General features: G+C 42.3%; 14 protein-coding genes. 8 read left to right on the forward strand and 6 right to left on the reverse strand.

Features of this window, described 5'->3' with window-relative positions; genetic code table 11:
- Positions 1–310 precede the first annotated feature (310 nt).
- Both LZG71_RS09560 and LZG71_RS09565 read left to right on the forward strand, forming a co-directional pair.
- A complete protein-coding gene (locus tag LZG71_RS09560; RefSeq protein ID WP_233819692.1) occupies positions 311–727 on the forward strand; it encodes a hypothetical protein in 417 nt (138 codons plus the stop codon).
- 58 nt (positions 728–785) lie between these two features.
- On the forward strand, positions 786–1,181 hold the full coding sequence (locus LZG71_RS09565) for a hypothetical protein (protein WP_233819694.1): 396 nt from the start codon (positions 786–788) through the stop codon (positions 1,179–1,181).
- Between the two features lie 193 nt (positions 1,182–1,374).
- On the opposite strand, the gene LZG71_RS09570 is transcribed toward LZG71_RS09565, so the two are convergent.
- Entirely contained in the window at positions 1,375–2,649 is a 1,275-nt protein-coding gene (locus LZG71_RS09570; RefSeq protein ID WP_233819703.1) for a RagB/SusD family nutrient uptake outer membrane protein, read from the reverse strand.
- 58 nt (positions 2,650–2,707) lie between these two features.
- Entirely contained in the window at positions 2,708–5,878 is a 3,171-nt protein-coding gene (locus LZG71_RS09575) for a SusC/RagA family TonB-linked outer membrane protein (RefSeq protein ID WP_233819713.1), read from the reverse strand.
- Between the two features lie 583 nt (positions 5,879–6,461).
- Between LZG71_RS09575 and LZG71_RS09580 the strand changes: the two genes are divergently transcribed.
- Both LZG71_RS09580 and LZG71_RS09585 read left to right on the forward strand, forming a co-directional pair.
- A complete protein-coding gene (locus LZG71_RS09580; RefSeq protein ID WP_233819723.1) occupies positions 6,462–8,828 on the forward strand; it encodes an ABC transporter permease in 2,367 nt (788 codons plus the stop codon).
- A 64-nt stretch (positions 8,829–8,892) separates the two neighbouring features.
- On the forward strand, positions 8,893–11,295 hold the full coding sequence (locus LZG71_RS09585) for an ABC transporter permease (protein ID WP_233819732.1): 2,403 nt from the start codon (positions 8,893–8,895) through the stop codon (positions 11,293–11,295).
- Between the two features lie 236 nt (positions 11,296–11,531).
- Here LZG71_RS09585 and LZG71_RS09590 read toward each other — a convergent pair whose 3' ends face one another.
- From LZG71_RS09590 to LZG71_RS09605, 4 genes are all read right to left on the reverse strand, one after another.
- Positions 11,532–11,993 (reverse strand): Hsp20/alpha crystallin family protein, encoded by a 462-nt coding sequence (locus LZG71_RS09590; protein ID WP_233819734.1) that lies wholly within the window; start codon positions 11,991–11,993, stop codon positions 11,532–11,534.
- Between the two features lie 63 nt (positions 11,994–12,056).
- Positions 12,057–12,356 carry a hypothetical protein gene (locus tag LZG71_RS09595; protein WP_233819736.1) on the reverse strand — a complete coding sequence of 100 codons (300 nt, stop codon included), beginning with the start codon at positions 12,354–12,356 and terminating at the stop codon, positions 12,057–12,059.
- A gap of 455 nt (positions 12,357–12,811) precedes the next feature.
- Positions 12,812–13,327 carry a hypothetical protein gene (locus LZG71_RS09600; protein ID WP_233819738.1) on the reverse strand — a complete coding sequence of 172 codons (516 nt, stop codon included), beginning with the start codon at positions 13,325–13,327 and terminating at the stop codon, positions 12,812–12,814.
- Between the two features lie 34 nt (positions 13,328–13,361).
- The gene (locus LZG71_RS09605; RefSeq protein ID WP_233819740.1) at positions 13,362–13,913 is read right to left on the reverse strand and encodes an RNA polymerase sigma factor; all 552 of its coding nucleotides are present in this window, start codon (positions 13,911–13,913) and stop codon (positions 13,362–13,364) included.
- A gap of 227 nt (positions 13,914–14,140) precedes the next feature.
- On the opposite strand from LZG71_RS09605, the gene LZG71_RS09610 reads away from it, so the two are divergent.
- The 4 genes from LZG71_RS09610 to LZG71_RS09625 all read left to right on the forward strand — a co-directional run bounded on the left by LZG71_RS09610 (position 14,141) and on the right by LZG71_RS09625 (position 22,414).
- Positions 14,141–14,488, forward strand: a complete 348-nt coding sequence (locus LZG71_RS09610; RefSeq protein ID WP_233819742.1) for a DUF6249 domain-containing protein — start codon at positions 14,141–14,143, stop codon at positions 14,486–14,488.
- 409 nt (positions 14,489–14,897) lie between these two features.
- A complete protein-coding gene (locus LZG71_RS09615) occupies positions 14,898–17,339 on the forward strand; it encodes an outer membrane beta-barrel family protein (protein ID WP_233819759.1) in 2,442 nt (813 codons plus the stop codon).
- Positions 17,340–17,520: 181 nt separating this feature from the next.
- On the forward strand, positions 17,521–19,911 hold the full coding sequence (locus LZG71_RS09620; protein ID WP_233819770.1) for an ABC transporter permease: 2,391 nt from the start codon (positions 17,521–17,523) through the stop codon (positions 19,909–19,911).
- Between the two features lie 91 nt (positions 19,912–20,002).
- Positions 20,003–22,414 (forward strand): ABC transporter permease, encoded by a 2,412-nt coding sequence (locus tag LZG71_RS09625; protein WP_233819779.1) that lies wholly within the window; start codon positions 20,003–20,005, stop codon positions 22,412–22,414.
- The last annotated feature ends 6 nt before the right edge of the window (positions 22,415–22,420 follow it).

Consider the following 22,420-nt stretch of genomic DNA (forward strand, 5'->3'; position numbering starts at 1 on the left):
GTCACTGGAAGTATTTTGCATATTTAGGAAAATAGTAGCATTTAGAAAAATTTGAATCGAGGTTTTGATTAGCTCTTAGTCAATTCATTGGGGTTTTATTATGTGAAAATAGAAAGACAAATTGGGTTTTAAGAAATACAATGGCGTTCTAAATTCTGTTTAAAATCTTTATTGATGCTTTCGTCGGTGAAAAGAGTCTATTCATCTAGTCGCACCGCTAGTTGGCAGATTGCGCTTTTGAGCACTTAAACCTGAATCAAAAAAGCCCCTCTAACCATCAATAACGAACAAATTTAAACATTTAGAAACCATGAAAAAGACAATCTTCGCAATAGCAGCTTTGGCAATATTCTCAGTAACTGGCAGCTTCGCTCAGGCTTACAAATCAAACGGTCACGATGGTCCGGTGTATGTAACAAGCAGCCGCACCAACAATCCGGTTGTGAATGTTTATGACATTGATCACTTGGATAAGGTCGTAAACCTGACGCGTAAGCAGGAAAACGAAATTTCTAAAATTGCAGACTACTACAATCGTGTGGTGAACAGTAGCAAGAAATCTCAGACTTTGGAAAGCCTGACAAGACTGGAAGAACAAAAACGTCACGATATTCTGGAAGTATTGACCTCAGCACAGCGTCAGAAATTGACAGCTTACCAATACGCACAGAAAAACAATAGCCGCGATAAATTCGATAGTCGTGCCAGATACAACCGCAGAGGTTAATAGTCGGAGATCAATTAGTCATGAAAAATAACAATCAAACTTTAAATAAATAGCAACCATGAAAAAGACAATCATAGCAATCGCAACTTTGGCAATACTTACAATCGGTAACGGTTTTGCACAAAAAGGTTTTCCATCCAGAGGACACGGCGGACCGGTGGTGGAGGGGTCCCGTTACGATAACAGAATTGAAGAATACAATATCAATAAACTTGATAGAATTGTGGGTCTTACCCGCAAGCAGGAGAATAAGATCAAGAAGATTGAAAAAGCTTACGACAAAATGGTGAATAGAGGAAGAGGAGCACAGTCGTGGCAGGGACAGAAACGCCTGGAAGAACAAAAACAGCGTGAAATTTTCTCAGTCCTTACTCCAAACCAACGTCAAAAATGGATGGCTTACCAACATGCTGACAAGTTTGACAACCGGGGAAGATTTAACCGCAGAGGTTAGGAGACAATAGCATTTAGCCATGAATATTAAATGAAAAATCCCTGCAACGAACGTAAATGTTGGTTGCAGGGGTTTTTGTTGATTTATAAAGTGTCCATTACTATCAAACATTTTTGTTTGTTACTAACGAACACTTTTGTGAAACACTAAAAAAGTCCCGCTGCAAGTTTAGACGATTTGCAGCGGGACTTTTTTAGTTGGCCGGATCAGCCGGTGTGCTTGTATTATTCTGGCGTTCGTTGGTAGGATAGGGATACCAGTTTCGATTACGTTCTGTCTCAGGTCTTGCAAAGCGGCGTGAATCTTCCAGTTTCAATCCCGACATAAAGAGCTCAATGCATCGGTTGCGGTAAATCTCTGTCAAAACCGAGGCTGCATCCTTTGCACCAGCGTAGGCCGACAGACCTGCTCCAAGTCCCCAGACGTCGGTGGTTTTAGTTAAGACTTTATCCAGTTCAGCTATCGCTTCATCCGTTTTGTTCTGGCGCGCCAGAACTTCTGCTTTGATCAGCATCATTTCACCGGGCAAATAGACCGGTATAGCTGCATTATTTGCTGTAAAAAATCCGGTTCCAAGGTTTTTGGTCGGGGCAGTAGTTTGGGTATAAAAGCCAACTCGTTTGTCAGCAATCGTAGGTTTCAAAGCATCAGGCAAACCCAGACCTACGTTCGCAGGTTCGGTAACGTTCCGGTTTCCGAACGATAGGAAGAATATCGGATTCTGGCTTACGTCGTCGAAATTGAAAGCTGATTTTTTAGTTAAATCCACTTTATTGGCAGCTGTCAGCGCTTTTTCGTATTCGCCAAGCATAAGACTGTAACGTGCAATCAGCGCCTGAGCCGTATTGGGCATATCAATACTGTTTACAACCTGTCTGGTGAAATCAGCCGAAGGCGGATTGGCGGCCACGGCCGCAGCGGCACTTTCCAATAAGGTCACAGCTTCTTTAAGCACATCTTCACGCGTATTAAAGGCAATGTTTTTTCCTGTTTTTGTCGGTGCCTGCTGCCAAAACTCTGCTAGCGTACCCAATGCGATTGCTTTAAAAATGGATGCATAAGCGACCAATCCGCTTTTTACCGCCGGGTCTGTTGCTTTGTCCAGGTTGTTCAGAATAATATCCGCGTTGGACTTGGTAAGATGGCATTGTGCCCAAAGCGAGGTGAGGATAGCATTATTGCCTTGCACGTTTCCTGATCCTTTGCCCAAAAGGTCAAGGTCGGTGTTGCCGGCATTCAACACAACAAGCTCTTTGGTAGTTAATCCGTTGGCCGATATGAAATTGTATAGCCCGCCACTGATGGTGAAACGGTATTGTAATCCGTTGGCTAGTGTAATGAGACCGTTTACATCGTTAATAACCTGGCCTTCGTTGGTGGAGCTGGGGTTGAGATATTCCTTTTGTTCACAGGATGTAAACATCAGCGCAGCCGCAGCGAGTATGGAAAATATGTATGTTCTTTTCATTTTTATCAAAAATTGAAATGGTCAGAAGAATAAGGAATTCTTCCATGGAAATTGAAAATCAGAAACTTGCAGAAATTTTCAGTTGGTAACTTCTTGGAATAGGTACGTTGCCAAAATCTACACCACGTACCATGTCGCTGTTTCCACCTGCATTGGTTTCAGGATCGTAACCGTCGTAATTATCCAGCGAAATCAGGTTCCGGCCAGTAAGGGCGATGTTGATGTTTCTTACATTTTTGATCAACGAAGGAAGCGTGTACGACAAGCTCACTTCACGAAGTTTCACAAAAGAACCATCGTCCACACGCCACTCTTCCGTATTGTAAATGGAATAGATGTAACCTCTTGGCAGCTCACCTGTAAGTTCTTTTTCTGCATAATCACCAATTCCCACTCCCTGGCGTGTACGTCTGTCGGCATTGAATACTTCCAGCCCTTGTACCGCGTCGATCAGGAAACGGAAGCCAAGGTTTTTGTAGGTCATGTTGCTGACGAATGAACCGGTCCATTTAGGATTAGGATTACCAATAATTTTTCTGACCATGTTGTTCGTTAAAAACTGTCCGTCTGCTCCTGTGGCTGCCGGGGTATATGCCAGCGGGTCAGTTGCCGACTGCACACCTTTCTGAGACTGTGGGAAATTTTGAGTGGTCAAAAACTGACTTCCATCTGCATTTCTTGCAAAAAATGTTCCGTAAAAAACACTGGCAGCCTGTCCTTCAATAAGGTAAGAAGGTGCGCCTGTTACTGTATTAAGTGCTAGTAAAGGACTTCCAAGTCTGGTGATTTTATTCCGGTTCTGGCTATAAATTACGTTAAAATCCCAGCTGAAATCTTTGCTTTGAACTACGTTATAACCCAGGCTTACCTCAAATCCATTATTTTCCATTTCACCTACGTTGTCAATCGAACTGGTTCCACCTTCGGTTGGTGCCAACACTTTATTCACCACCAGATCCGTTATTTTTTGCTTGTAGGCGGTTAGTCCGAGCGAAAGTTTATTTTCCAAAAATGTAAGATCAATTCCGCCTTCATTTTCAGTCATAAATTCCGGTCTTACTTTTGAATTGGCCAGCGTGGCACTTGGCACGATGGTACCTTTCCCAAGGAAGTTGGCAGGCTGGAATTGCCAGAAACGATCGTACGATCCAATACCAGTGAGGTTACCTGAGCGGCCCCAAGAATAACGCAGTTTGGCGGTATTAACCACGTTACTCAGGCTGCCACCTTTCCAAAACTCCATGTCGGAAGGAACAAAGCTGGCGCTGAATTTTGGATAAGTTTGGTTTGATTCTGATTCAGAAAATTTGGAAGAACGGTCGCGGCGAACAGCCCCGGTTACAAAAAGCAGGTTTTTGTAACCCAATGTTCCCTGAGCGAAAACTCCGAATAAATCGAACTGATCATAATTATATGACGATCGGATCGTGGTTGTAGCGCCGCTGACAGTTTCAATAAACGGAGCCAGTTTTTGTCCGCTTCCGTATGTAATGTCCGTTTTGCTGTTTTGGTAACTCGTTCCTGCAATCAGATTCAGTTTCAGGTCTTTGGTTAGCTCAGTTTCATACGACAGGTTGATATCACTGTTGTAAAGAAACGTATTGGCATTTACATTGGCTGCAAAACCATCCGGAAAACGTTCTGCCGGCAAACCCGCCACAGCCTGATACGGATAAGCGGGAATCAGGTTTTTACCCAACTGAGAAAATGCGTCCATCCCGAAAACCCAGTCCACGTTGAAACCTTTGAATGGTGTAAGGTTAAGCTGTAAATCGTTTACGGTACGGTTAACGGCCTGTGTAAAACGCATTTTTTCGATCACAGTAAGTGGGTTCACCCGTGTAGGTTCCACAGCAAGCAGGTTGCCTCCCGCATCCCGGCGACTGATATCATAAATGTTGTTGGTGATATTGATCGAGTTTACCGGACTGTAAAAAACGTTTCCATTTGGCTTCTCGTTGGAGAAGCTGTTGGAATAGGTAATGCCTGCCGATATTTTAGCCCAACTGGCCAAACGTTGTTCGAGTCTCACACGCAAACCATAACGCTGAAAGTCCGTACCCTTCACAATACCCTGATTTTTAAGATAGGAAAGCGACGCGAAATATTGCGTTTTGTCCGTTCCGCCACTTACTGACAGCGAATTGTCGGTGCCGATTCCGGTTTTGTAGATATCGTCCTGATAGTCGTAACGTTGCACATCCACCTGATTGGTAGCAAGGTCCACAAATACGCCGTCACGGAACACGCGGCTCACAGTAACACCGGGGTTTGCTGCAATTTGCGCGGCAGATACGTTTGAAATCGGAGCGAGGCGCAAGCCGGCGAATCCAAATTGTTTACCGTATGTACTGATAGCGAATTTCTTACGAAGCTCATTGACGTTAACACTCGTTGAAAAGTTAATCTGAGGCGCACCGGTTTTCCCTCGTTTGGTCGTGATGAGCACCACACCATTGGAGGCCCGTGAACCATATTGTGCCGCAGCGGCAGCTCCGTTGATGATACTCATGGATTCAATGTCGGCAGGATTGATATCTGCCATACGGTTGGTTCCTACCACAGCCTGACCAATCTGATCAGCCAAAGCATATTGAGAAACATTTGCCGAGGAATTACTGATAATGACCCCGTCAATAACATATAGCGGATCTGAATTTCCTTGAAGAGATTTGATCCCCCTTAGTCTGATCGTCATCCCACCAGCAGGATCACCGGAATTTTGCGTGATTTGCGCGCCGGGCACTTTTCCCTGCAATGCGGAAAAGAGGTTTCCCGTTCCCGATTTTTGCAGATCCGTAGAACTTACCGAGTTGATGGCATTCCCAAGTTGTCGGCGTGTTGATTTTAACGTAGAGCCTGTAACCACAATCTCATCCAACAATGCAACTTCATCAATAATGGATGCATTGATTGTGAGGGAGGTTTGGTTTCCGAGGCTCAGCTTTTGAGATACGGTTTTATATCCGATCGACGAGAAGTCAATGGTGTAATCTCCCACGGGGAGAGTGGCATTCAGCGCGTATACACCTTCTGCGTCAGTGATGCTTCCCTGAGTTGTACTTCTTATTTGCACCGAAACACCGGGAACGCCTTGGCCGGCTTTGTCCGTAACTTTTCCACTGATGGAATAGGATTGTGCAAACGCTCCCACCGAAAACAACATGGCTATTGCAATACCTGCCAGCCAGTCCTTGGGAGACCACAATAAATGAATATGTTTTCTCATAAATATTTGGTTTTAATACATGAATGTGGGTTAAAACTGTATGATGAAAGCAAATATCTAAATACGCATATGATAATCAAATGAGAGGGAGTCTATTTATTTTCTTTTGTAAAATATTCACCCAGGATTTATTCTTTTTGTAGAATAAATGCCTTTTAAAGCCAAATTTGATAGAATATAGTTCGGTTTTGAGGATGGTTAATTTTTGTTGTCCGGTAATAGAAAACCCTGGCTTACGCTTGCGGACAATGTCTGTTCGTTTTCGGACAATATTCTATTTTTATGATTTGTAATTTACTGTATTATAATACATTACGAATTTGGTATGCCTTTTATAGGTTTGTGTGGTAGTGCCAGTTTGAAGTGTTGCTAATGTTTGTATCTGGTTGCCTTCGTTTGTGTCTCCACAAACGAATATACTGAGGGGTGATACAGTTATAGGGTTGTAGTAGGCAGTGCCGGAACTACGCCTTGTCAGGATACAAACCGTGGCAGTTGGAAGTGTCTTATGAAGATATACACCGCGACTTAAAGACTCAATCGCTAAAATTTTCGAGTCGTTTTAATAAACTAAATATATGTCATGATCCGTAACTATTTTAAAATCGCCTGGCGTAGTTTGTTGAAAAACAGATTTTATTCTCTTATCAACGGAGCCGGTTTAACGATCGGGCTTGGTGTAGGAATTCTGATTTTGTTATGGGTACAGGACGAACTGAGTTTTGATCGGTTTCATAAACAGGCAGATGATATCTATAAACTGGAAAACAGAGTTGGCACTGGTTCGAGCCAGCAGATTTGGACCAGTACGGCGGCTCCAATAGGAATACTGGGTAAAAAAGAACTGCCTGAGATTAAGGATGCTGTGAGGCTTTCCCAGAACAATCAATACATTTTGTTTACCTATAAGGATAAAATTTTCAACGAGAATAATTCTTTATTCACGGATCCCAACTTGTTTTCCGTTTTCGATTTTGGACTCATTAAAGGCGACAACAAAAAGCCATTTTCTGATGACAATTCTATCATTCTTACGGAGACAACCGCAAAGAAGTATTTTGGAGATGAGGATCCGATTGGGAAAATTCTTTCTGCTAACGACAAAGTCAGTTTTATGGTAACCGGGATAATCCGGGATTTGCCCAAAAATTCAAGTATTCAGGGAGATATGTTTCTGCCTATTTCACGGTTGTTCAAAAATATGTACAGCAGGAGGCAGGACGGCCGGAATTCCGATAACGATTTTCATCAGTTTGATTATTCAACGTACCTGCTTTTGCAACCCGGACAGGCGATTGGTAGCCTGCCTGAAAAGCTGAGAAATATTCATTTGCGTAACAAAGCTGATGACACTGATGTTGCATACCTCTTGCAACCTTTGTCTAAAATGCACCTTTACAAATCAGATGGTGCCAATGAAGGAATAGAAACCGTGAGAATGTTTATCATCATTGCATTACTCATTCTCGGCATTGCCTGTATCAATTATGTGAACCTCTCAACGGCACGGTCTATGTTGCGTTCAAAGGAAGTCAGCATGAGAAAAATAGTGGGAGCCGCCAGAACTCAGCTTTTTTTACAATTCCTGATCGAAACGACAATACTTTTTCTTCTGGCGACGATCTCTGCTTTAATTTTGCTGTACCTGCTCATGCCGGTTTATAATCAAATCGCGGGAAAAAATCTGGTCATTGATTTTACAAGTTATCAGATCTGGCAGGTTATCGGTCTTACCATTGTTGGTACACTCATTGCGTCGAGCATCTATCCGGCTTTGCTTCTTTCATCCATGGATCCACTAAGAGCATTACATGGCAAAGTTTCAGGGAAAATAAACGAGGCATTGTTTAGAAAAACGCTTGTTGTGGTACAATTCTCGGTTTCCGTGATGCTCATCGCAGGTACTATTATCATCAGCAATCAGCTCAGCTACATCCGTTCTAAAGAGCTGGGTTATGACAAAGCGCATGTTTTATCATTTCCCATGTACGGTATTGCGAAACATTATGATGCCGTTAAAGCCGATTTGCTAAATAAACCAGGAGTTAGCGGTGTTACAAGAGCGAGTTCAAACATCGTTCAGATCGGGTCGCAAACGGGTAATAACGAATGGGATGGAAAGGAAACGGGAGAAACCTTGATGATCCGGCCCATGTCAATTGACCAGGACTTTATTCCATTTTTCAAAATGGAGCTGGTGCAGGGAGCTAATTTCAGTGGATCAGTTGCAGATTCTCTTCATTTTATTTTGAATGAAACCGCTGTGAAAGCGGCTCGTATCAAAGATCCGATCGGAAAGAAATTCAGGTTGTGGAACAAAAATGGGACGATTATCGGCGTGGTGAAAGACTTCCATTTTGAGTCGATGAAAGAGAAAATTGAACCCGCAATTTTTTCATACACGCCATCTGACATGAATCGTATTTATATCAAAACAAACGGAGAAAATGCGGCAACGACAATTGCTGCCGCAGAAGTTTCATGGAAGCAATACAACGGGCAGTTTCCATTTGGGTATGCTTTTCTGGACGATACGTTCAATGACATGTATAAATCTGAAAAGCAAACCGGACTTCTCTTCAATATTTTTGCTTCCATTGCAGTGTTCATTTCGTGTCTGGGACTGCTTGGTCTTGCTGCCTACACGGCACAGATACGTACCAGAGAAATCGGTGTTCGTAAAGTTTTGGGATCAAGCGTTGCTGGGATTATCGGGTTATTGGCGAAGGACTTTATGAAAATGGTGCTAATTGGTATCCTCATTGCAGTGCCAGTTGCATGGTACGCGATGGACAAGTGGTTGCAGGATTTTGCCTACAAAATTGACATTCAATGGCCTGTTTTTGCAATGTCCGGTTTTCTCGCGCTCCTGGTTGCTTTGCTCACAGTAAGTTATCAGAGTGTTAAAGCGGCATTAGTCAATCCGGTGAAATCTTTAAAAAGTGAATAAACACTGGTAAAAAAGGTATCAGAGTTCCTGTTGCCCAATTCGGATAATCCTAATCCATATCAATATGCTACGGAGTTATTTAAAAATCGCTGTACGAAACTTGTTGAAACACAAGGTATTCAGTTTTATCAACATTGCCGGCGTGGCCATTGGGCTTGCTTGTTTTTTGTTGCTGGCGCTTTACGTTAAAGATGAGTTGAGTTATGACCGCTTTAACACAAATGCCGACCGTATTTATCGGCTATCGAGAACTTTCCTTTCCAAAGATGGCACTGCATCGTTGCGGCTGGGGCATGCAGCTCCGCCATTTGGACCATTGATCAAACAGGATTTTGCGGAAGTTGAACAGGTTGTTCGCCTGTTGGAAACGGGTGCTTCGGTGAAATATGGTGAGAGCGTTTTCAATGAAGAAAAAGTATTCGCTGCTGAGCCAAATCTGTTTAAAGTTTTCAGTTTCGATGTTGCGGTAGGTAATCCTGACAAAGCACTCGAGAATCCGTTTTCCATTATGTTTTCCCGATCTATGGCGAAAAAATATTTTGGAGACGAAAACCCCATGGGTAAAACAGTGCGCCTTGATAATCAGCTGGATTATACCGTAACGGGCATTTTTGAGCCGTTACCTTCGCAATCACATTTTCACCCTGATTTCCTGGTTTCATTTTCTACTTTAAATGATCCAAGAGTTTATGGAGAGGAAGGGTTGAGGTCAAATTGGGGCAATAATTCGTTCTCTACTTATTTGCTTCTGCCTGAAAACTATGATCCGCAAAAGCTTGTAAAAGCATTTCCTGCATTTCAGAACCGTCACATCGATTCAAATGCTTCGACTTATTCTGTTTTGGATCTGATGAAACTGACTGACATTCACTTGCATTCACATCTGGATTCAGAAATTGAGGCAAACGGAGACATACAATACGTCTATCTGTTTTCAGCAATTGCCATTTTTATACTCATCATTGCCTGCATAAATTACATGAACCTGGCAACTGCCAAGTCGGCAACGAGAGCTAAGGAAGTAGGTATGCGCAAAGTGATTGGTGCTGTTCGTTCGCAACTGATCAACCAATTTCTGAGCGAATCAATCCTTTTAGTCCTTGTTTCTGTACTCATTGCCATTTTGATTGTCATAATGTGTTTGCCGGCTTTAAATAATTTTACCCAGAAACAACTTGAATTTAATGCACTCTTAGATCCGGTTTTTATTGCCATTTTGGTGTCGATCACACTTTTTACGGGAGTTATTGCAGGCAGCTATCCGGCATTTTTCATGACTTCGTTTCAGCCAATCAGTGTGTTGAAGGGTAAAATTGCTTCTGCGCTTAAAAATGGAAAACTACGGCAGAGTTTGGTTGTGGTGCAATTTGCAATTGCTGTTGTGCTGATCATCAGTACGGCTGTGGTATATAATCAAATGCGTTACATCAGAAACTATGATTTGGGTTATTCCAAAGATCAGGTTATCCTTCTGGGAATGCCGGATGATTCTGCAACAAACTTTGAAAGTATCAAACAGCGTTTGAAGGAAAATAGTAACGTTAAAGAAGTGGGCCGTTCGTCCCGAATTCCCTCAGGTCGTTTGCTCGACTCCTGGGAGGCTTATGTTATGAAGGGTGATACAATGGCTACCAGCGATATTATCATCAAAGCTCTGGCAGTGGATGAAGCTTTCATTCCGGTATATCAGATAGCAATGGCGGCGGGAAGAAATTTCTCGTTGGATCACCCTACGGATAAAACGTCGGGTTTTATACTTAACCAAACTGCCGCCCGACTTTTGGGTTGGAAAAACCCGGCAGATGCAATCGGGAATGGCTTTGGTTATGGTGAAATTCGAGGACAAATTATCGGTGTTACGAAAGATTTTCATTTTGAATCCCTGCATCAGAAAGTGGTTCCGATGGTGATGTTCAATGAGTCAGGAAGATTAGGCAGGGTTTCCATTCATGTTTCAGGCAGCAATATAAAACAAGCGGTGAGCCATATAGAATCAGTTTGGAAAACACAGTTTCCTGATAAACCTTTTGAGTACGAATTTCTGGATCAGCGTTTTGGTAAGCTGTATGCAAGAGAACAAACCCAGCAGCTTTTGTTTGGAATTTTTGCCGGGATCGCCATTTTTATTTCCTGTCTCGGACTTTTAGGGTTATCCATGTTCATGGCAGAACTGCGGACCAAGGAAATTGGTGTAAGAAAAGTTTTGGGAGCTTCAGTTGCAAGTATCGTAACGTTATTATCTCAGGATTTTCTCAAACTGGTAGTCATCGCAATCCTGATCGCTTCACCGATCGCATGGTACGGCATGCACAATTGGTTGCAGGATTTCGCTTATCATACAGAAATTAACTGGTGGGTATTTGCACTGGCAGGATTTCTGGCAATAGCCATCGCACTTTTCACAGTCAGCTTACAAAGTATTAAAGCAGCGCTGATGAATCCGGTGAAAAGTTTGAAAAGCGAATAGGGCAGAGGGGCTGGGGCATAGAAACTTAGATTCGCCCTCGTTTGTGTCCCCACAAACGAGTCTCGTTGGCGTTTTGTGAGGACACAAACCGCGGCAGTTGTGAGTGTTTAGTGAAGACACAAACCACGGTGGTTGTAGCAGGCGTTAGACAAAAAGATAAAAGCCCGACACAGACGCCGGGCTTTTATCTTTTCTATTTCGCCCTCGTTTGTGTCCTCACAAACGAGTAGCAAACCTTAATTCACATTTACTTCCTGTGCTGGTCTGTTGGTATCAGGATTTTTGGGCATTGTTACAATCATCACACCGTCGATGTATTCTGCACTGATGCTGTCGGTAAGAACCTTTCCGTTTAACTGGAAAGATCGCTCGAAAGAGGAAGGTTGATACTCCTGGTAAGCGAACTTGCTTTCTTCGGACTTATTTCCCTCCGGCGCATTATAGGCAATCGTCAAAATGTCGTTACTGACGGAAATCTTAAAATTGGTTTTGACAAGTCCGGCCGCGTAGAGGGAAATTTTAAAAACTGAATCCGTTTCTTCAATATTCGCTGCCTTACGATTGCCAAAGGCACCTCCCCATGGCCCTTTGCCACTGAACGGGCCTTTTCCGGAGAACATTTTGCTGAAAGGTCCGCATCCACGGCCTCTATATCCATATTGACTTTGATTGTCTGTTGTTGTTTGTTGGTTATTCATGACTTTAATTATTATCTGTTAAAAATTGAATTGTTATTAATTCCTGATTTTCTCAGGATACTTTTAATTGATTGGTACGATGGTTTGCGCTTGAGACTGATTCCTGTCGACAGTTATCGGTCCGGCCCATTGATTGTGCCTCTGGTAAGATCCATATCCATGCTCAGCAAATCTGGCGTATGGACCCGCCGGTAAATCGTGACCTGGTCTGCCGATCATGCGTTTCACAAGCATCACCACCCCACCTATGAGCATAACGCCCAAGAGCAATTTGAACAATGTGACCAAAACCAATGAGGCAAGACCAACAATCAGGGTAGCACCTACCAACCGGGGGAATATAAAACGAAAGTTATTTTTCATGTTTTCTGCTTTTAATGTTTACTTTTTAATGATGACGTTTGATTTTACATTTTACTTTAAACCGTTTCAGAAATTGTTTTTCAAAGCCTGATATCCGGTTTTAAGGGTAGACGGACACGGATGTTGTTTTACTTTAAAGTTTTGAAAGTATTTTTCTCATACGGCATAATTCTAGTTGCTGTGAAATGGATAATGTGTTTAAAGTGAGTATATTAGGATTTTTTTATCGAAAAAATATCGATAATGTTGGTTTGGTGTTAAAGTGGGCTTGCAACCAACGAGCAGTCGTGCTTGCGTTTTGTGAGGACACAAACCGCGGCGTTAGAGAAGTTGTGCTGGTGTTTTGTGAAGACACAAACCACGGCAATAATTGCCCTCGTTTGTGTCCTCACAAACGAGCTAACTCATAAGCTATCTGCTTATAAAAATGGGAGAAAGAGTTAAACACTTAGCTTTTAAACCAAACGCTTCATGAACCGATTTCTCAGGAAGTAATCGGTCAGGAGAAGCCCTGTAATGGCTATGCAGGATATGCTGTAAAGTGGTGGGATGGAAATGAAACTTTCGGAAATGTTGGAAAATGCTTTGTCGGATAGACTTAAAGAAGTGGGTTCGTCTGAAATTTTTTCCAGACTTTGATAAAAGAACGCGATCAATATCACCAAACTTGCGGCAATGCTCCCAAGCCAATACCAAACTTTTGGGCTGATAATCGGTTTGACTTCTGTTAATAAAACAGGCGACATTTGCTGAACTTCCACTTGCGACATCACCCGCAACAAGAAATCTGCGGATGGTTGGTCAAGAGCATTTTGTTGAAGTACAGTTTTCAATTCCAGGTTGACAATTGATTCATGCTGCGACTCTACCTGAACAGCACTCATGACAAATTCAGTAAAGTCCGAAGGTGCGGTTTCCGGGCCTGATTGCTGAATCAGCTTTTTCAATATGTCCTCGTTTGCCTCTTTCATGTCAACACTTGAATGAATTCGTTTTCTGTCTGAATTACATTAAAAACTGTAATTCCTTCTCCAATATTTTTCTCGCTCTGAACAATTTTACCTTAATATTTGAAGCCTTCATACCTGTGATCTCCTCAATTTCTTTGACGGTATTTTCATTCATGTAAAAGAGCGTGATCAGTAAAGCTTCTGCCTCCGGTAATTTTTGAATGGCCTGCCGCACGAATTTCGACTGTTCATTCATTTGCAGTTGCTCCAACTGTGTGGCCGAATAATCGTATATAAATTCCTCGTTCAGTTCATCATCAATAGCAAAAGTCAGGATTTTGTTCTTCTGTAATTTCGAAATGGAGGTACGGTAAACAATGGTATACAGCCAGGTTGAAAACTTTGCATTACCCTGATACGTACGAATCTGTTGATAGGCCTTCACAAAACTTTCCTGCGCCGCATCTTCTGCATCCTCCTGATTTCGCAGGATTTTAAGTGAAATTGTAAAAGCCATATCCTTGTACCGATTAACCAGATAGGAGAAGTAAGACGGTTCTCCGTTTACTACTCTACTTATATATACCTGGTCGTCGGGTTGTTTCATGGATTAACTTTGAGCAACTGGTAGCCGGGGAAACATTTAAATTCCACCCATGCCTGGTATTCTAAAATTCTATCAATTACTGGTTAGACAGCCTCTGTTCAAATCTGGTTACAGAATTTCCAGGATTTTATTTTTTTTAATTTTTTTTGGCCAAATCTGTAACCTGGTTTTCCATACCACTGTCATATGGGTAACTTTTCTAAAAATGACAATTTAAAATTACAGCCATGCATGATATAAAACACATTGTTATTACAGTTTCAGCGTTTGCCGGAGTTTTCGGAATCGTTTATGTTTTTCTGATTACCAGATATCGCGAACGTATGGCGATGATCGAACGCAATGTTGATGCATCGCTATTCATAGCCAGAAATGGCAGTATTTCTCCAACACTCAAATTTGGGATGCTCTTCGTCGGTGTAGCAATTGGAATCATCGCCGCGGAATTCATGCATGACTACCACGGTTTTAGTCAGGGTGTTTCATTCTTCTCAATGATTTTTCTCTTTGGAGGTATAAGCCTTATTCTTAACTTTTTAATTGAGAGAAAGTTAGAAAAGAAGGTGGAGGAGTAATTTGCTTGTTGCTGCATTACTTACTAGTGTTTAGTTTGCAGTTTTAAGTAAACAGTACTCTTAATTCATCCCAAATTCTCAATTTCAACTACTGTGTCGGCTTGTTATTTATACCGTGTAAAATAAATGTAACCAAGTACCTTGCAATACAAAGTACCTTTTTATATATTTGTTGCATAGAATTTTTAAAATCTATTAGCCATGAAAAAAAGAAAAACTACGCTGCCATTCATTATTGATTAAGAGAAGGGTATATGTTTACCGCCTCCGTTTGTGTCTTCACAAACGAACACTGAGGGAGAAAACAAACTGCCGTTTTTTTAAAAGAGCTCAAACTCTTGACAGGATTTCTATTGCCTTTTGAATCTATTAGCCATCATGCCGGACAACCCGGCGAAACTCTTGAAAAATGAAAAAAATATGTCACATCACGCACTGGCTGCTACTCTTGCTGGGCTTGCTTGCCTTTAAGAAAAACGCCACAGGGCAGGTCGTCGTAACCGATTTCAAAATAATCGGAATTGTAACAGACTCTTCATCTCAGAAAAAACTCGATTTCATTACTGTAAATCTTGTGCGGGATAAGAATACGGTGGTGAAAGCCGACTACACCAAAGAGGACGGAAGTTTTGCATTTTCGGGTATAAAACCCGGCAAGTATACCGTCGTTGTTGTGGGAGTGGGTTATAAGAATAAGATTGTAGATGCGAATCTAACGGATTCTGTTTCGAAAATTCTGGACTTGGGCGTTGTACCAATTAGTCAGCAAGTGGTTGGACTAAAAGAGGTTACTGTAAGTGGTACCAAACAAATTGTGAAGCAGGAAATTGATAGAATTAGCTATGATTTACAAGCAGATCCTGAAAGCAAAGTGTTTAGTGTTTTGGATATGATGCGCAAGGTTCCGCATTTGTCGCTGGATGCAGATAACAATATTTTCCTGAAAGGAAACGCAGATTTTAAGATTCTTATCAACGGAAAACCTTCCAGCATGGTGGAGCGGAGTTATAAAGAAATTCTGAGGAGCATGCCTGCTTCATCCATTGAGCGCATTGAAGTAATCACCACGCCACCAGCCAAATACGATGCTGAGGGATTAGCGGGAATTATCAACATCATCACCTTCAAAAAACTGGATAATGGTTATAACGGATCTATAAATGTAAGTGAAAGATTTCCGGTTGGCGGTCCGGGGTTTGGAGGTTCGTTTTCTTCAAAACTGGGTAAATGGGGGATGACAGCCATGGGCGGAGGAAGCATTTACAACACGCCACGAATTTCTAATTCGATTACCAGACAAACGTTTGGTGATGACCGTACAGATCTTCTTCAAAACGGCTCCACGCTTTCAAACAGCAAAAGTGGATATTTGGGATATGAAGTGAGTTATGAATTGGATAGTCTCAATCTGCTTTCTGGGCAGTTTAATATCAATGGCAATAGCTCCAAAGGATCGGGAAGCCAAAGCTCATTATTGAATGGTGAAGAGGGTACTTTGGAACAATATCGATTGGATAATCGTAATGATGGAATTGGAAACGGAATGGACGTTGCACTTAATTACCAGAAGGGTTTTAAGGCTGACAAAAATCGATTACTGACACTTTCGTACCGCTATTTCAGATTTGCGAACGATCAGAATACGGATCTTTCTATTTGGGATCGTATTAACTATGACCTGCCAGATTACCGGCAGGTGAACGACCAGAGTTTTGGTGAACAAACGGTGCAGGTCGACTACGTATATCCTTTAAAGAAACTGAATATCGAGGCAGGATTGAAAGCCATCATGCGGGATAACAAAAGTGATTTCCAGTATCGTTCGTTCGATTCGGAAACGGGTGATTTTGAACTTAATCCGGCTTACAGCAACAAATTTGCTAACGTTCAAAATGTTTATGGAGCATACAATACCTATCAGTACAGTTTCAAAAGTTGGGGTATAAAGGCGGGAGCACGTATTGAACAAACCAGTATGAGTGCCGATTTTATCTCTACGGACTCGAAAGTTCGGCAGAATTATTTCAACGTTATTCCTTCGCTTTCCATTAGCAAGAAGTTCAAAAAGGATAACAGCGGCATGAATCTGGGTTTCACACAACGTATACAACGACCAGGTATTTATCAGCTCAACCCGTTTGTAGACAAATCGAATCCGAGTTTTGAAAGAACCGGGAATCCGAATTTGAGACCAGCGCTTGTGAACGACTTTCAGTTAGGTTACAATCGTGCCCAAAAGGGTTCTTTCAATATCAGCGTGGGCGGCACCTATTTCACGGATCTGATTTTCCAGGTTTCCGCCTATGATCCGGTTACGGCGATTAACCGTATCAGTTATGGAAACACCGGTACGGCAAGGTTACTAATGGGGAATTTGAGCATGAATTATCCATTTACCAAAAGATGGAATTTCAACATGAATGCAAGAGTGGCGCATGGTAAAGTGAGGGGTGAAGTGAATGGAGAAAAGATCACCAATAGGGGTGTGATGTATCAGATTCATGCATCCACAGGCTATCGGTTTGAAAAGGATTGGCGGGTTAATGCGAGTTTCAATGCGAATGGTCCGAGTATCAATTTGCAGGGGACTTCCAACGCGGCGAGTTATACTTCGTTCAGTGTGAACAAGGATGTGATTAAAGACAAACTCTCGTTATCGGCTTCTGTCAATAATCCTTTCAGTAAATACCGCAGAGATTTGCGTACCACTTCCGGCCCGGATTTCAGCCAAAGTAATTATCGAATCGACTATTTCAGATCTTTTAATGTCAGTCTGAACTATAAGTTTGGAAAGCTGAAAGATGCGATCAAAAAGAACAAAAGGGGTATCAAAAATGATGATGTGCAGTAAATAACAGCGTTATCAGGTGATCGCTTAGGAGTTTTGGTGTTCGTTTTCGGACATCAAAACTCCGATTTTTTTATGTATATGACTGATAGTCAGTGTGGCAAATATACTGGTATAAATTTGGTGAGTCAGCGACCATATTAATGATTTGTAAAACCCATAGCCATATATAAAATAGCACCTCATGATCCGGAATTATCTTAAAATTGCGTTTCGAAACCTTGCCAAGAGCAAAGTGTATTCTTTCATCAATATCGCCGGCCTTGCCGTGGGGATGTCCGTGGCAATATTGATCGGACTTTGGATTAACGACGAGGTGTCGGCAAACAAACATCACAAAAACTTCGAAACGCTTTATCAGATCAAAATGCACCAGACTTTCGACGGTCGTCGGGGTACGCAGGATGCTATACCGTTTGCTACGGGTCCTGAGCTGAAAAACAAATATCCGGATTTTCAGGGAGTTGCCATGTGTGACTGGGGATCCAGCCGCTCGCTGGTTGTCGGCAACCAAAAATTCCTGAAAAAGGGGCATTTTATTGGAGAGGAAGCCATCGACATGTTTTCTTTTGAGATTCTGGATGGAGATAAAAAGCCTTTGAAGGAACCATATTCCATTGTTCTGACAAAAGAAACGGCGGAAGCATTATTTGGCAAGAATAATCCGATTGGCAAAACTGTCAAAATGGATAATTTGGTGGATTTGAAAGTAACCGCCGTTATCGCGTCCCAGCCCAAAAATGCCACATTGCAATTTGAATATCTGATTCCGTGGCAATTACAGCAGAAAATATATGATTGGATGAAAGGTCAGGAAAGCAACTGGGGAAACAATTCCTACCAGGCTTTTGTCCAGCTTAAAGACGGCGTTTCACCGGAAAAAACCAATGCGAAAATCAAGGATCTTGTCATAAACCATTTTCGGGACAACGAACTGATGGTGAAAACGATCAAACCGGAAGTCTTTATTCACCCCATGTCAAAATGGAGATTGTATTCCAATTTTACAGAGGGAATCAATTCTGGCGGGTTTATCAAATATGTACGCCTGTTTGGGATTTTCGGGTTGTTTATTCTGATCATCGCCTGCATTAATTTCATGAATCTGAGTACTGCCCGGTCAGAGAAACGCGCGAAGGAAGTGGGTGTCAGAAAAGCGGTTGGATCTGGCAGGAAGCAACTTATAACACAGTTTTTAAGTGAATCGCTGCTGATCTCTTTTGTGGCTTTACTGTTTTCTGTAATACTGGTGGCTATTGCATTGCCTTTCTTCAATTCGCTTACTGAAAAGTCCCTGCGTATGGAATTTGGCAATCCTGTTCTGTGGGGTATTCTTTTGCTGTTTACCTTGTTTACCGGACTTCTTGCTGGAAGTTACCCGGCACTTTATCTTTCTTCGTTCAACCCCGTAAGAATTTTAAAAGGTGTTGTCCATGTTGGGAAAAACGCTTCTCTACCACGTCAGGTACTGGTTGTGATTCAGTTTTCATTCTCAATTGTGCTGATGATCGGGACCATTATCATTTATCAGCAGATTCAGCATGGGAAAAACCGGCCTATTGGTTTCGATAATAAGAGCCTTATTTCCGTTGATGCTACCAAAGATCTTGTTGATAAGTTTGAGCCTTTACGTAACGAACTGCTGGCGACGGGCATGGTTTCATCCATTTGCAAGACAAATTCTCCGCCTTCTGAGATATGGAGTAACAACAGCGGCTGGGAGTGGAAAGGATCTACGCCTGATGAGAAAGGTGTGATTTTTTCAACGATTGCCACGAGTTACGATTATACAAAAACCCTCGGCATTGAGCTCAAAGCGGGCCGTGATTTCTCCACAGAGTTTGTATCGGATTCGAACGGTGTTATTTTGAATGAGGCCGCCGTAAAACGCATGAAACTGAAAGATCCCGTGGGAGAAATTGTAAAATGGAATGGTAAAGACCGCCGTGTGGTAGGTGTAATGACAGACATCATGCTGGATTCACCTTTCAGGGCGACTTCGCCGGTAACGGTTGTGTTTGAGAAAGACTGGGTGAATTGTCTTAACGTGCGTATTAACCCGAACGTATCAAGTTCAGAAGCCATCCAAAAAATTAAACCCATTTTCGACAGATATAATCCCGGTTTTCCATTCGATTACAAATTTGCCGATGCGGAGTATGCCAAAAAATTCAATTACGAAGAGCTGATTGGGAATCTTTCAGCGATTGTATCCTTGCTGGCGATCTTTATTTCCTGTCTTGGTTTGTTCGGATTAGCCTCTTTTATGGCCGAGCAACGCACAAAAGAAATAGGTATCCGCAAAGTGCTGGGAGCGAGTGTAACTACATTGTGGGGTTTACTTTCAAAGGATTTTGTAAAGCTTGTTGTTATTTCATTTGTGATAGCGGCACCCATTGCTTATTATATCATGACGATTTGGCTGGAAGATTATAAGAGTTATATGATTAAGATACAGCTCTGGGTGTTTGCAGCTGTGCTCGTTTTACTGGTTGCCATTACTTTACTCACAGTGAGTTACAAGGCGATCAGGGCGGCGTTACTCAATCCGGTGAAGTCTTTAAGGAGCGAATAAGACGGGGCCTGGTAGCGAAGGAAAACCCTTTGTGCCAGGCTCCTTTCTCACAATTCAGCTAATAATTTTTGACAAAAATAATAAGTAAGCTATGCTTCGTAACTACCTGAAAATCGCTTATCGCAACTTGATGAAACACCGCACCAACTCACTTGTGAGCATTACCGGGCTTTCTATTGGTATTGGATGTTTCCTTTTGCTGGCAACTTACATTTTACATGAACTGCGGTATGATCGTTTTCACGAACATAGCGACAGCCTTGTGAGGGTCAATTTGTTTTATCAATCGGGTGATGGTGAATCTGTGAATGTTGCGGTTACACCAACGGCCGTTGCTCCGGTATTTTCGAGAGAATTTGAAGAAGTGAAAAGTGCGGTGCGGCTATACTCGCTTTCGGGCAATGGCTCTGTGCCTGTTAAGTATGGAGATAAGTTGTTTAATGAAAAAGATGTACTTTTTGCTGATTCGACTTTCTTCAATATGTTTTCATTTCCTTTTGTTGAAGGAAATCCTGCCACTGCACTGTCTGCTCCCAATTCGGTGGTAATAGACGAAACAGCTGCACGGAAATTTTTCGGAAACGAAAGTGCCGTAGGTAAATCTGTTTCGATAAACAATAAGTATACGATGCAGGTTACCGGTGTGGTGGCCGATGTGCCTTCTTATTCATCAATTAAATTCCATTGGCTGGCAAGTTACAGCACACTTCCCCGCTCACGTACCGAATCCTTCGATTCTGCAAACGATTTTACCTTTTTGCTGCTTAAACCGGGATCCAGTTTAACTTCTCTTCGAAGTAAAGTCGATAATTATGTAGCAAAACATCTGAACGATCCTAAAAACCCGGGTGTCAGGGTGAGATTGGATCTGGAAGAGTTTGGTCAGATACATCTTTACTCGAATGTAACAGGTGGAATGGAAGCTACCGGAAACTACAAATACATGTACATTCTATCGGGTGTAGCCTTTTTGATTTTGGCGATAGCCTGTATCAATTTTGTTAACCTGGTTACTGCACGTTCTGCGGTTAGAGCGAAGGAGGTAGGAGTGAGAAAGGTCATGGGCGCTGAGCGTTCGCAGGTCTTTGGGCAATACCTCTATGAATGTGGCATCATTACAATAATATCTGTCCTGATCGGATTTGTAATCGCTAATCTGGGTTTTCCTGGGTTGAGCAGTCTCACAGCATCCGAGCTGAACCTGGGGGTGTGGCCGCCGTTCTCAGTTGTGATGGTGTTGGTTTCGTTGTTTGTTGCCGTTACGTTACTTGCCGGAGCATATCCCGCCGCTGTTCTTTCGCGTTTTGAGCCCATTAAGGTTCTCAAAAGCAACGTACTTTCCAGTCCGGGAGGCAATATGTTGAGAAGCTTTCTGGTGGTTTTTCAATTCTCGGTATCGCTGCTTTTCATTATCGGCACACTCATTGCTAATTCACAGTTAGATTACATACAAAATAAGAGTTTGGGAATGAATCCCGACCAGGTACTTGTGCTCGATTTGAGCACGGGGATTTCGGCCGGGAAACTTGCTTCAATTAAAAACGAATTGCTAGGCAATGCATCCATAGCATCAGCTACCGCTTCGTATGACTCTCCACTGAACGTACAGGGTGGTTACAGTATTTCTGCCAAGGACAAACCGAATGATTTCAGTATGAACATTACGGCAATTCCAGTAGAAAAGGATTTTGTAAAAACCATGGGAATGAAACTGGTTGCGGGAGAAAATTTCAATGAATCCGACATTGCACAAGCCACTTTGGACTCTGTTGAGCTCAGACGATATGCATTTATTCTCAATGAGTCGGCAATTAAAGCACTTGGATGGAATGCCGCAGGCGCGATAGGGAAGGAAGTGAATATGAACGGGAGGGAAGGTACTGTCAAAGCGGTGGTGAAGGACTTTCATTTTAGGTCACTTCATGAAAAAATCGCACCTATTGCCATCATTTCTGAATACGATTATTTTGGAAAAGTGATGGTTCGGGTGTCTGGTACGGAGGTTAACAAGGCTGTGGATGTGCTGAAAAAGAGCTGGGAAGCCAATTTTCCCTTACAGCCGTTCGAGTACCATTTTCTCGATCAGGAGTTTAACGACATGTATAAAGCGGAAAGCAGGGTTTCTACTATCCTGACATTATTTTCGGTGATAACAATTTTAATTTCCTGCCTCGGACTTTTTGCACTGATCGCATTTATTTCTCACCAGAGAACCAAGGAAATTGGTATCAGAAAAGTGCTGGGTGCAACAGCGACCAGCGTTGTGGTTTTGCTCTCAAAGGAATTTGTGAAACTAACCCTCATTGCTATTTTGATCGCATCACCCATAGCCTGGTATCTGATGAATCAATGGTTGCAGGATTTCGCTTACAGAATTGAAATAAGCTGGGGGATATTTGCAATGGCCGGCTTTATAGCAATAGCTATTTCATTGCTCACCGTAAGTTTCCAAAGTGTGAGAGCTGCTTTGCTTGATCCTGTGAAGAGTTTAAGAAGTGAGTAAACCATA

Source organism: Dyadobacter sp. CY312 (assembly GCF_021390535.1).
Taxonomy (GTDB): Bacteria; Bacteroidota; Bacteroidia; order Cytophagales; family Spirosomataceae; genus Dyadobacter.